Consider the following 12,024-nt stretch of genomic DNA (forward strand, 5'->3'; position numbering starts at 1 on the left):
CCGCGGCGACGGTCACCGATCAGGCAGGGCGGTCGAGTTCGCTCCAGTCGAAGGTACCGCTCGTGACCTCTCGGGAAATAGCCGCCACCGACAGATCACGAGCATCGGCATGCGCGCGCAGCAGCGTCGCCGCCCGGCCGGCGTCGATTCCGAGACGGCCGGCCACCATGCCGACCGCATGCTCGTAGCGCACTCGGTCATCGAAGGTCGACAGCGCCCGGAGCGCCAGCAATTCTGCTCGCGCCCTGTCGCTTTCCTGACACAGCGACAGCGTGACCAAGTCCGCGAGGGTCTGGACGACGGTGCGCTGCGCCGGGTCGAGCGCGAGGTCTTGCTCGGAGAACAGCACCAGGCTGCCTACCGCCTCGGTGCCGAGGACCATCGGAGCGGCACACACCCAGCGACAGCCGGTGGCGGCGAGATCGCGACCCAACTCCGGCCACCGCTCGTCGTCGATCCGGTCGACTTCGACGACATCCAGCGAGGCGGTGCTCGCGGTCCACGGCCCGTTGCCGGCGTACGTTTCGAGGAGGCGGATCAGATCCGGGCGGTCGTCGGTCATCGGCAGGACACGCTCGATTCCGTGCGGATCGCGAACCACGATCGCGGCCGCGTCGCCGGACAGCAGCCGAGTGCACAGTTCGTTGATCCGCGGCAGCGTGTTCACCGGAGCGGCATCACGCACGAGGTCGGCGGTGATCTGCGACAGCGGACGCACCAACTGCTCGAGCACGATGTACTCCTTCGACACGCCATCGATTTTACGATCGGGCTGAGGTGGAGTGGTATGTTCTTTCATTCGGCCGCTCCATCGAGGTCGACTCGGCGTTCGAGGACGGCTCGCGCCACCTCCGGTAGGGGACGTTCCGCGGCGAATGCGTAGGCCCGCAGGCGCACGAATGCCTCGTCGAGCGAGATTCCGAGCCGGCCCGCGATCATCCCGGTGGCGATGTTGACGTCGCGGTGCGTGGTCGCCAACGGATCCTCGCCCGGCTCACGCAGTGCGAAATCCTCTACCAACGTGTAGCCGATCAGATCGGCCAGCAGCGTCGCGTCGGCTTCCACCTGACCGGACACATTTCCCGGCTCCCGCCGATACAGATCCAGCGAACCGATCCGCAGACCCCCGACCCGCAGCGGAAGGGCGATCGCCGCACCGACACCCAGGCGAGAGGCCTCCTGAGCCAACATCGGCCACCGCTCGAACGCATAGGCTCCGGTCGTCGCTCTGACCACGTGCCCCGTGGCATAGGCCGTGGGTCCTGGGCCTTCCCCGACCACGATCTGCGCATCCGCGATTCCTTAGGCGAAGGCATCGCTGCAGCCCACCAGATCGATCAGGGACGCGCCGTGCAACACCAGGGCGACGGAATCGACTCCCGTCAGGCAGTCCCGGCACGCCGCACACACCGTCCGGCCCCAGTCGTCGGCATGCCGCGGCCGACCGATCGCGGCTACCGCCGCCTGCAGTCGGCCCCCGGATTGCTCGTTCACTGGCCCTTCTCTGCTCTCCGGCGGCGCGCCCGCTGCCGATTCGAGAGTCCCGGGCTTCGCGTCTTCGCCCGGGAAGCCCTTCGAGACAACCACACCATCGCATCGAGTCGGGCGATCGACCCGCAGGTTCGCCGATTCGCCGCATCCGCGGACAGCGCTCGCGACACCCGATATCTCCTACCGCGCCCGGCGACCACTTCGATCCTCCCGCGCCGCGCTCTCCGTCGCTGGGGGACAAGGTCACTCATCCGGCCCAGATTGCTCGGGTTACAGTTAACCCCCCGGCCGAAGCCGGGGGGTTAACTGTAACTCCGAGTTACACACAGTGTCCGGAGGGGGACTTGAACCCCCACGCCCTTAGTCGGGCACTAGCACCTCAAGCTAGCGCGTCTGCCATTCCGCCACCCGGACCGGTGGTGCTCAGCAAGGTTATCGGATCAATCCGCAAGGTCCAAATCACGGATGTCCGTGCAGGTCCCGGGCTCGGGCGTCCTGCTGAGCAACCGCCTTCACCGAGGATCAGTTCGGCAGCGCCTCCAGCAGTGCGGCGCGCTGACGCGAACCCAGGCCGCCGATGCGACGGTCGACCGGAATATCGGCCTCGTCCATCAGCTTTGCGGCCTTGACCGGTCCGATGCCCGGCAGGGCCTTGATGACCGCGGCGACCTTCGTCTTCTTGACCAGATCCTCTTTGTCGGCACGCTCGAGCACCTGGGCCAACGAGACCGAGCCCTTGCGGATCTGCTCGATCAGTTCCGACCGCGCCTTACGGACCGCGGCCGCCTTGGCCAGCGCTTCGGAGCGTTGCTCGGCGGTCATGGTGGGAAGTGCCATGTCTCTAACCTTTCACTCGTTCGCTGGAACCTCAACGGCACCGATTGAACATCACCGGCAGCCCGGTGATGGGTCGACACACCGCGAGGATAATCCCCGTTCGGCGGCGGTGGCGGGGGTTCGGGCGCCCGAGATGCGGGATATTTGCCAACGTCGGGGCCGGTGCTGGTGCACCGATCCGGACCGGTCGGTGCGCCGAGGTTTGCCCCGGTCGCGGAATCGGTCGCCGGGAACATCCCGGACGACGGCCTCGACGCGGCCGCGACGGTATCGCCGCCGGCGGCAGCGGGCGGGCCGGGCGTCGATCTACCGACGGGGATCCGGACGCACCAGGCCGTGCCGGTAGGCGTAGACGACGGCCTGAATCCGGTCGCGCACTTGCAATTTCGCGAGCACACGGGATACGTGGGTTTTCACCGTCTCTTCGCCGACACCGAGTTCGGCGGCGATCTCGCTGTTGCTGCGGGCATCGGCCAGCAGGACGAGGACCTGGTACTCCCGCGCGGTGAGCGAATGCGCCGGCGGTTCGGCCGGGACGAGGGAGTCGGCGAGGCGGGCAGCCAGACGGCGAGTCATCGACGGATCGATCACCGCGTCCCCGCGCACCGCCACGCGGATCGCGGCGATCAACTCCTCCGGCGGCAGCGTCTTCAGCAGGAATCCGCTCGCCCCGGCCTGCAGGGCCCGCGCGAGACTCTCCTCGCTGTCGTAGGTGGTCAGCACCAGTACCCGGGTGCCGCCGCCGGCGGCGACGATCGCGGCGGTGGCGGCCAGGCCGTCCAGCTTCGGCATCCGGACGTCGAGGATCGCCACGTCGGGGCGCAGGCGGGCGACCGCGTCGATCGCACTGCGGCCGTCGCCGACCTCGGCCACACAGTCGAGGTCCGCAACCGCGTCGAGAACCGCGCGCAGGCCGGACCGGAACACGGCGTGATCGTCGGCGATCAGGACCCGGACCGGGCCGGTCACGACCGCCCGCCCGGCAACCGGACCAGGACCCGCCACTGGTTGTCCGAGGTCGAGCCGTACTCCACGGAGCCGCCGAACAGCTCCGCGCGCCGGCGGATGCCGTCGAGCCCACGATGCAGTCCGGTGGCACTTGCGCCGCCGATACCCGATCGCGAGACCGCGGCGGGAGTCTGCCGGACCGCGGCGGACCGCCTCACAGGACCGGGCGCCGGCCCGCTCGGTGCGAGCAGGCGCTCGGCCGGCGGGCGTACCGCTGCCCGCGGCCCACCCCCGCACGGCGCGGGTTCCGCATCGCAGGCACCGGCATCCGGTAGTCGCACGCGGTCGGCGCCGGACGGATGCCGAGACGGCGTGGACCGGCCGCCGGATGCCGAAACATGCTGCGTCGCAACCGGATTGGACTGTTCGATCACCACCCCTGAGCGCTCGTCGCGCACCGCGAGCCGCGCGCTCCCGGCGCCGTGCCGTAACGCGTTGGTGAGCAATTCCTGCACGATCCGATAGACGGTGATGTCCAGCGACCGGGGCAGTTCGACACCGGAGGTGGTGACCGTCAGCTCGAGCCCGGCACCGCGGGCGCGCTCGACCAGGTCGTCGATATCGGCCATGCCGGGCTGGCGGGCGGCATCGTCGCGCCCGTGCAGCAGATCGAGCTGGCGGCGCAGGTCCACCATCGCGGCGCGGCTCTCGGATTCCACCGCCGCCAGTGAGCGGGTGGCGGCCGCCTCGTCGATACCGTGCAGGGCGAGCCGGGCCGCGCCCGCGTGGATGCCGATCGCACTGACGTGATGGGAGATGACGTCGTGCAGATCGCGGGCGATAGCCTCCCGTTCGTCGGCCAGGGCGCGTTCGAGCGCGGCCCGCTGCTGCTGGTGGGCGAGCCGTTCGCGCTGCTCCAGTTCGGCGATGTAGGCGCCGCGGCCGGCCGTGTAGCGGCCGACCAGCCACGGCACGATCCCACCGGAGACCGAGGCGGTGAGCAGCAGCCGCCAGTCGGCGGCCGTCGATCCGCCCGCGATCAACGGAGCTCCGCACGCACCGAGCACCAGCACCGGCACCGTGTACGACGAGGCGCGACCGGACAGCCAGGCACCGGCGCGGTATCCGGCGACGAGGAATCCGACATCGGCCGCGCGGACCGGCAGGCCGTGCCGATGCAACAGCGCCGCCACACCCAGCCGCAGCGCCACCTGCACAACCGCCACCACCGCCGCTGTCGCCGGTGGTGCGGCGAAGGCCAGATCCGCGGCGATCACGACCGACAAGACCAGGGCCGCGGGAGCGGGCGCGGCGGTGCAGATGCCCGACAGCGCGAACGTCACCCCGTCCACCGCCGCGGCAACCACCGCCACTGCGACCGACTGGCGAGCCAGCGATCGCCGCACGGCCGCCAGTTCCCGGCCCGTGGCCGGTCGCGGCGCGATATCCCGCCCGCGTTCCCAGGCCCGCCGCAGCAGCGTCGCCGGCCTCGATCGCACCGCTCGCTCCCACCACACCACCGCGACGATACCGGCGCCGAGCGGGACCGCGAGTCCCTCGGCCGGGGGATCGCCGATCCCTCGCAGGCCCGATGTTTCGACTGGTCGGCGCGATTATCGTCGGCGGTCATCCGCGCCGCCGCGGCACCCGTGGGCGGGCCGGAGGGACAGGATCGGGACAGGAGCTCGAATGAACAATGCGGATCTGGCGCTGTACGCGGTGCCGGCCTTCCTGGTGTTGATGGCGGTGGAGTGGTGGGACGGCCGCCGTGATCCGGACCCTGCCCCCAGCGGCCGGTACGGCCGCGAAGCCGCGACCAACTGGGCCACCTATGCGCTGGGCCAGTTGAGCAAACCGCTGCTGCAGTACGTGCTGCCGTTCTCCACCATCGTGGTGGCCGCCTCGCTGACACCGCTGCGGCTCTCGCCACGCGAGTGGTGGGTGTGGGTGCTGGGGCTGATCGTCACCGATTTCTGCTACTACTGGGCGCATCGGGCCGATCACCGCATCCGGCTGCTGTGGACCGCGCATTCGGTCCACCACTCCAGTACGCATTTCAACCTGTCGACCGCGATCCGGTTACCGTGGCTGAACCCGATCGCGTCGATGCTGCGCAGCCTGGCGTGGGTGCCCGCGGCGCTGCTCGGGTTCCCGGCGTGGATGATCTTCCTGCTCAACACGCTCGGCCTGCTGTACCAGTTCCCGATCCACACCCAGCGCATCCGAACGCTCTGGCGGCCGGTCGAATTCGTGTTCAACACCCCGGCCCACCACCGGGTGCACCACGGCGCCAACCAGCCCTACATCGACACCAACTACGGCGGGGTCTTCATCGTGTGGGACCGGATGTTCGGTAGCTTCGCCGCCGAATCCGAGCCGATCCGCTACGGGTTGACCCACGACATCGGCACCGGCAATCCCCTGAAGGTGAACTATCACGAATTCGCCGCCCTGCTGCGCGATGTGCGCCACGCCCGGAGCTGGCGGGGACGGCTGGGCTATGTCTTCGGCCCACCGGGCTGGCGCGAGCAGACCGGCGACGCGCCCGCGCCGGCCGAGAAATCGGCCGCGCCGGCCTGAACATCGCTGCTGCCCGGCCGGTTCCGCACTCCCACGGCCGGCATCGACCGGACCCTCCGGTGTGGCCTGCCCTCGAGTGTGCGGCGCGACCACACGGGCCGGAATGGCCGGTGTCGTCAAAGGGCCTTCGCTCGCGCGCCCCGGGCCGAGAAATCGATCAGGCTGATCCGAAGGCGAGCCGCGCCGGAGAGCAACGGATGCGGCGACCGCTCGCTACCCGACCTCGCCGGACGTGCCGGCCGGCGTGCGGTGTCGCCGGGCTCGGTGGGTCCGGCCGCGATCGCCGGCGCGGCGCGCGTGGTAGGAAAGGGGCGTGACAGGTGTACAGCGCGAGTCCCGCTCCCGGGCGGAAGCCGAAGTGGTCGAACTGGTCAGCACGCTGATCCGCTTCGACACCTCCAACACCGGGGTGTTGGAGACCACCAAGGGCGAACGCGAATGTGCGCAGTGGGTGGCCGATCAACTGCAGCAGGCCGGGTACACCACCGAGTACGTGGAGTCGGGGGCGCCGGGGCGCGGAAATGTGTTCGCGCGCTTGCCCGGAACGGATCCGAACCGCGGCGCGTTGATGATCCACGGTCATCTGGACGTGGTGCCGGCCGAGGCCGCGGACTGGAGTGTGCACCCGTTCTCGGGCGCGGTCCGCGACGGCTATGTGTGGGGTCGCGGCGCGATCGATATGAAGGATATGGTCGGCATGATGCTGGCGGTGGCCCGCCAGTTCAAGATCGAGGGCACCGTTCCGCCGCGCGATCTGGTGTTCGCCTTCCTCGCCGACGAGGAGAACGGCGGCAAGTGGGGGTCACAGTGGCTGGCCGACAATCGCCCGGATCTGTTCGAGGGCGTGACCGAGGCGGTCGGCGAGGTCGGCGGCTTCTCCCTGACCGTGCCGCGCCGCGACGGCACCGAGCGGCGGCTGTATCTGGTGGAGACCGCCGAAAAAGGCCTGGGCTGGATGCGGTTGCGCGCCAAGGCCCGTGCCGGTCACGGTTCGTTCCTGCACGACGACAACGCGGTGACGATCCTCGCCGAGGCGGTGGCGCGACTGGGCAAGCACACATTCCCGCTGGTGCTGTCGGATTCGGTGGCGGAATTCCTGGCCGCGGTGAGCGAGGAGACCGGCATCGAGTTCGATCCGAACAGCCCGGATATCGAGGGGCAGCTCGCCAAACTGGGCACTATCTCGCGCATCATCGGCGCGACCCTGCGCGATACCGCCAATCCGACCATGCTGCGGGCCGGGTACAAGGCGAACGTCATCCCGCAGACCGCCGAGGCCACCGTCGACTGCCGGGTGGTGCCCGGCCGGCAGGCCGCCTTCGAACGCGAGGTGGACGAGCTCATCGGGCCCGATGTGGAACGGGAGTGGATCACCAAACTCGACTCCTACGAGACCACTTTCGACGGGCATCTGGTCGACGCGATGAACGACGCGATCCTGGCCCACGATCCGAACGGCCGCACCGTGCCCTACATGTTGTCCGGTGGGACGGATGCGAAAGCGTTCGCGCGCTTGGGGATTCGCTGCTTCGGCTTCGCGCCGCTGCAGCTGCCGCCGGAGCTGGACTTCTCCGCCCTGTTCCACGGCGTGGACGAGCGGGTGCCGGTATCGGCGCTCGAGTTCGGCGCCCGCGTCATGGAGCATTTCCTGTTGCACAGCTGACGATCCGCCGACAAGCAGAAAGGACGGTCCTCGTGCCCGACTATTCCTACAATCCCTATGCGGCGTTGCCGCAGCTGCCGGAGTTCACCCTCACCTCCACCGACGTCACCGACGGGCAGCCGCTGGCCAACGAACAGGTCAGCGGGGTGTTCGGAGCGGGCGGCAAGGATATTTCGCCGCAGCTGTCCTGGAGCGGCTTCCCGGCCGAGACCAAGAGTTTCGCCGTCACCGTCTACGACCCGGACGCGCCGACCGGCTCCGGCTTCTGGCACTGGGCCGTCGCCGACATCCCGGCGTCGGTGACCTCCCTGGAATCCGGGGCGGGCAGCGCCGGTGAGGGCAGTGAGGGCGGCGCGCTGCCCAGCGGCGCGGTGCAATTGCGCAACGACGGCGGCTTCCCCGGATTCGTCGGCGCCGGCCCGCCGCCCGGGCACGGCTACCACCGCTACTTCATCGTCGTGCATGCCGTGGACGTCGAATCCCTGGGCATCGGCCCCGACGCCACCCCGGCCTACCTGGGTTTCAACCTGTTCTCCCATGCGATCGCCCGCGCCACCCTGGTCGGCACCTACGAACAGAAGTAGCGACCGCCGCATCGATCGGCACGGGTGGCCTCCGTCCGGGAGGCCACCCGTGCTGTATCGGATGGGCTTGCGCCACAGCGGGTTTCGCTACAGGTTGTGCACGCCCTCGGGTGCCGGGTCGGTGTAGAGTTCGGCGATCTCGGCGGCGTATTCGGCCGCGATGGGGGAGCGCTTGAGTTTCAGGGTCGGAGTGAGTTCCACGCCGCCCGGCTCCCAGGCGCGCGCGAGAACACGGAATCGCTTGATCTGTTCGACCCGGGCGAGTTTCGCGTTGCCGGCGACGATCGCCGTGCGCACCTCGTCGACAACGGCCGGGTGGGCGGCCAGGGTGGCCAGGTCGGCGTCGGGAATGCCGAGCGCCTTCGCGCGCACCGCCGCGGTGTCGGGGTCGAGGACCACCAGCGCCGCGATGTAGGGTCGGCCCTCACCGATGGCGACGACCTGACCGATCAGCGACGAGGCGGCCTTCACCGAATTCTCGATATTGGTGGGGGAGATGTTCTTTCCCGCCTCGGTGATGATCAGTTCCTTCTTGCGGTCGACGATGGTGACGACGCCGGTCGTTTCCGACATGCCCCACACCTCACTCACCGTGAAGCCCAGGCCCAACAGGAATTCCAGCGTTTCGGGCGGGATCGCGGCCGCGCCGGAGGAGGCCACCTTCAATTCGTCGAGGCCGAGGGTGACGCGCAGTTTCGACAACACCAGCGCATCGGCGATTTTGTGCTGCACGGCCAGCAGCGGGCCGCCGTTGCCGCCGGCGAGCCGCGCCCGAGCGGCGGCGAGCCCGACGCCGATCGCCCACTGCGCCAGCGCCTTCTTCACCGGGCTGGGCTCGGTGGCGACGGCCGCGTCGACGCCGGCCTTGATCTTCTGCCACACCCGCGGCACTCCGAAGAACAGGGTCGGCCGGGCATCGGGCAGGGCGGCGGCGATCTCGCGGGGGTCGGGCACACAGGTCAAGGTGACGCCGGTGAACAGATTGAGGCAGTGCGCGGAGATGCGGTCGGCGACATGGGCGGCGGGCAGATACGACACCGCGCGGGCGTCGATGTCGGCGACCAGGGCGCCGCTGGTGAGCGCGACGATCTGCGCGACGATGTTGGCGTGGGTGATCTCGACGCCCTTGGACGGCCCGGTGGTGCCGGAGGTGTAGATGAGGGTGGCCAGATCGTCGGGCCGCACGGCTCGCCAGGCGGCGTCGAAATCGAAGTCCTCGGCCGGATCGTTCTCGACCTGGTCCAGGGTCCGCCCGCCCTCGGGGGCGGCGCCGTCCACGACGATCACGTGCTCGAGCTCGGTCCCGGATGCGGCGATCGGCGCCAGGAACGCCTGTTCGGTGATGACCACTCCGTTCTCGGCATTGCCGAACACGTGCGCGATCTGCTCGGGAGAGCTGGTGTTGTACACCGAGAACGGGGTGGCCCCCAGATGCAGGATCGCGGTGTCGACCAGATTGAATTCCGGACGGTTGGTGAGCATTATCCCGACCGCATCACCGTGGGCGACACCGAGTTTGGCGAGACCGGCGGCGATCGCGCGCACCCGGCGCGCATAGTCGGCCCAGGTGATCTGCTGGGTGCCGCCGACGGTCCGCAGCGCGACCTGATTCGGGCGCAGCGTCGCCGTCTGCTGGAACGCCTCGGGCACGGTGCGGACCGTGGCGCCGGTGTGGTGGGTGAAGCCGATCTCTGCTGTGGTCATATCCCTTGTTCCCGGTCGGTGCACGAACATCACGTCCGCAGACGTGATGCGGATCACCCATCCTAAACGTCGAATCGGACATTCGGGGGGTGCTTCCGGCCGGGAGCGACCGGCTTCGTGCACCGCGACGGCGCGGCGGCGGGGAACCTTTTGCGGGAACAGCGGCAGCGGCGGTTCGGCTCAGGCGCGGGCGGCGTGGGCGGCGCCGACCGCCTCGGCCAAGCTGGTGTATCCGTCCGCACGCAGGCGCGCGGCGAGGCCGCGGTGCAGCCGCCGCGTCCAGAACGGGCCACCGTAGATGAACCCGGTGTAGCCCTGCAGCAGCGACGCACCGGCGAGGATCCGCTCGTAGGCCTGGTCGGCGGTCTCGATTCCGCCGACCGAAATCAGCACCAGCCGATCACCGACGCGGGCATACAGCCGGCGCAGCACCTCGAGCGAGCGTTCGGCCACCGGCGGCCCGGACAGCCCGCCGGCACCCATCGCCTCGACCTCGGCGGCCGGGGTGGCCAGCCCGTCGCGGCGAATCGTGGTGTTGGTGGCCACGATTCCGGCCAACCCGAGTTCGACGGCCAGATCGGCGACGGCGTCGATATCGTCGTCGGACAGATCGGGCGCGATCTTGACCAGCACCGGTTTGGGCTCGGCGGCGGCCGCGACACTGTCGAGGACGGCCTGCAGCAGCGGGCGCAGCGACTGCACCGCCTGCAGATCCCGCAGCCCGGGCGTATTCGGCGAACTGACGTTGACGACGACGAAATCGGCGAGCGGACCCAGCAGCCGCGCGCTGACCGCGTAGTCCTCGGCGGCGTGTTCGGGTTCGACGACCTTGGTCTTTCCGATGTTCGCGCCGATCGGCACCCCGCCCGCGCGGCGGGTGGCCAGCCGCTGCGCGGCCGCGGCCGCACCGTGGTTGTTGAACCCCATCCGGTTGATCAGCGCATGGTCGGCGGGCAGCCGGAACAGCCGCGGCGACGGGTTACCCGGCTGCGCTTGCGCGGTGACGGTACCGATCTCGGCGAAGCCGAAACCCAATGCGCCCCAAGCGTTCACACCAGCGGCATCCTTGTCGAATCCGGCGGCCAGGCCGAGCGGCGCGGGAAAGTCGACACCGAAGACGGTGGTGGCCAGGATCGGATCGGACGCCGCGGTGAGCTTGCGGGCCAGCCATCGGGTCGGGGGGAAGGCGGTCGCGAACCGGATGACCGTGAACACCAGATGATGAATGCGCTCGGGCGGCACCAGGAACAGCAACCGCAGGAATAAGGAATACATCCCTCACATCCCCGTTTCGGTCACGGGGAAGCTGGTCTTGCGCCGCCGCAACAACACTCGCCGGCTGCCGTCGGTGTAGGCCCGCACGCGGGACAGTTCCCAACCGCCGAATTCGGCTTGAATCGCCAGGCGCATGGACGCGGTGACCCGATTCACGTCCGGGGGTAGTCGTAGCGGCACGTACTCGTATTCTCCTTCTTCGCTGGTCTCCTCCCATCCGGCGGGAATCGACCTTCTGCCCCGGTCGCGGTGAGCGGCACCGGTCGCGGACTCGTATCGAGGCGCTCGAGCCATCACTGACCTCTCTTCCTCTGGTCCGCACCGATGCGTTGCAGACCGTCTCCGGTGGCCGATCCGACGAACATGTCGCCGGTCCGGCTGTCGATCGTCAGCGAATTGGGCTGGCGCACCGTCGCGAAGCGACCCACTTCTTCCGGTATACCGGTCGACAGATCGAATCCGACGACCTCGTTGCTCCCGCTCAGGGTCAGCCACACGGTCTCGGACCGTTCATCGTAGGCCAGCGCGTACGGCGCGGGCCCCACCGGGAAGCGCTGGCGCAGCAGCAGCGGATCGGCGGTGTAGACCAGCAGCGCTCCGCCGGAGGTGTCGGTGGCGAGCAGGCGGCCGAAATGATCGCTGATCAGATGCGTCGCCCCCAGGCCCGCTCGCAGGGCGAGTCCGGGGCGGTCGCGACCGAGGTCGAGTTCGGTGAGCGTGGTCTGCGCCAGATCCAGGGTGGCGACCGCGTCGGAGGTCGCGGCCACCACATCCACGGTGCCGAGGCCGCCGACGGTGCGCTGCACCCGGCCGTCGACATCGAGGATCTGCACCCGGCCACCGTCGAGGCCGACGGCCAGCGTGCCGTCCGCGCGCCGGGCGACCGTCCGCACCACACCGTCGACCGGCACGGGACGCAGGCCGGCGGTGGCGAGATCGACG

General features: G+C 69.6%; 13 protein-coding genes and 1 tRNA gene. 3 read left to right on the forward strand and 11 right to left on the reverse strand.

From position 1 onward, the window contains the following. Window positions 1–19 precede the first annotated feature (19 nt). The 7 genes from ON37_RS13060 to ON37_RS13090 form a co-directional block, all read right to left on the reverse strand. Window positions 20–751 (reverse strand): GAF and ANTAR domain-containing protein, encoded by a 732-nt coding sequence (locus ON37_RS13060; protein WP_040719356.1) that lies wholly within the window; start codon window positions 749–751, stop codon window positions 20–22. 44 nt (window positions 752–795) lie between these two features. Further along, window positions 796–1,191 (reverse strand): ANTAR domain-containing protein, encoded by a 396-nt coding sequence (locus ON37_RS13065; RefSeq protein ID WP_051031533.1) that lies wholly within the window; start codon window positions 1,189–1,191, stop codon window positions 796–798. Between the two features lie 111 nt (window positions 1,192–1,302). Continuing rightward, the gene (locus tag ON37_RS13070; RefSeq protein WP_040719358.1) at window positions 1,303–1,494 is read right to left on the reverse strand and encodes a hypothetical protein; all 192 of its coding nucleotides are present in this window, start codon (window positions 1,492–1,494) and stop codon (window positions 1,303–1,305) included. A gap of 326 nt (window positions 1,495–1,820) precedes the next feature. Then, window positions 1,821–1,905 (reverse strand) — tRNA-Leu (locus tag ON37_RS13075). Between the two features lie 108 nt (window positions 1,906–2,013). Then, entirely contained in the window at window positions 2,014–2,328 is a 315-nt protein-coding gene (gene mihF, locus ON37_RS13080) for an integration host factor, actinobacterial type (protein ID WP_040719360.1), read from the reverse strand. A gap of 306 nt (window positions 2,329–2,634) precedes the next feature. Continuing rightward, complete coding sequence (locus tag ON37_RS13085) at window positions 2,635–3,297, reverse strand: response regulator (RefSeq protein ID WP_040719362.1); 663 nt, start codon at window positions 3,295–3,297, stop codon at window positions 2,635–2,637. Further along, window positions 3,294–4,775: a histidine kinase gene (locus ON37_RS13090; RefSeq protein ID WP_245553183.1), complete on the reverse strand. Its 1,482-nt coding sequence runs from the start codon at window positions 4,773–4,775 to the stop codon at window positions 3,294–3,296. Before ON37_RS13090 ends, ON37_RS13085 begins: the two co-directional genes overlap by 4 nt. A gap of 190 nt (window positions 4,776–4,965) precedes the next feature. Between ON37_RS13090 and ON37_RS13095 the strand changes: the two genes are divergently transcribed. The 3 genes from ON37_RS13095 to ON37_RS13105 all read left to right on the forward strand — a co-directional run bounded on the left by ON37_RS13095 (window position 4,966) and on the right by ON37_RS13105 (window position 8,103). Continuing rightward, window positions 4,966–5,856, forward strand: a complete 891-nt coding sequence (locus tag ON37_RS13095) for a sterol desaturase family protein (protein WP_040719364.1) — start codon at window positions 4,966–4,968, stop codon at window positions 5,854–5,856. A 313-nt stretch (window positions 5,857–6,169) separates the two neighbouring features. Beyond that, entirely contained in the window at window positions 6,170–7,519 is a 1,350-nt protein-coding gene (locus ON37_RS13100; protein WP_051031535.1) for a M20/M25/M40 family metallo-hydrolase, read from the forward strand. A gap of 32 nt (window positions 7,520–7,551) precedes the next feature. After that, on the forward strand, window positions 7,552–8,103 hold the full coding sequence (locus ON37_RS13105) for a YbhB/YbcL family Raf kinase inhibitor-like protein (RefSeq protein ID WP_040719368.1): 552 nt from the start codon (window positions 7,552–7,554) through the stop codon (window positions 8,101–8,103). An 87-nt stretch (window positions 8,104–8,190) separates the two neighbouring features. Here ON37_RS13105 and ON37_RS13110 read toward each other — a convergent pair whose 3' ends face one another. From ON37_RS13110 to ON37_RS13125, 4 genes are all read right to left on the reverse strand, one after another. Continuing rightward, window positions 8,191–9,807, reverse strand: coding sequence for an AMP-dependent synthetase/ligase (locus ON37_RS13110; RefSeq protein ID WP_040719369.1), 1,617 nt, complete (start codon window positions 9,805–9,807; stop codon window positions 8,191–8,193). Window positions 9,808–9,987: 180 nt separating this feature from the next. Then, window positions 9,988–11,082, reverse strand: a complete 1,095-nt coding sequence (locus ON37_RS13115) for a quinone-dependent dihydroorotate dehydrogenase (RefSeq protein WP_040719370.1) — start codon at window positions 11,080–11,082, stop codon at window positions 9,988–9,990. A gap of 3 nt (window positions 11,083–11,085) precedes the next feature. Continuing rightward, window positions 11,086–11,376, reverse strand: coding sequence for a DUF5703 family protein (locus ON37_RS13120; RefSeq protein WP_083892949.1), 291 nt, complete (start codon window positions 11,374–11,376; stop codon window positions 11,086–11,088). Then, the coding region (locus ON37_RS13125; RefSeq protein WP_040719371.1) for a YncE family protein at window positions 11,376–12,024 on the reverse strand (649 nt) is incomplete at its 5' end. The genes ON37_RS13125 and ON37_RS13120, both read right to left, overlap by 1 nt.

Source organism: Nocardia veterana NBRC 100344, assembly GCF_000308855.1.
GTDB lineage: Bacteria > Actinomycetota > Actinomycetes > Mycobacteriales > Mycobacteriaceae > Nocardia > Nocardia veterana.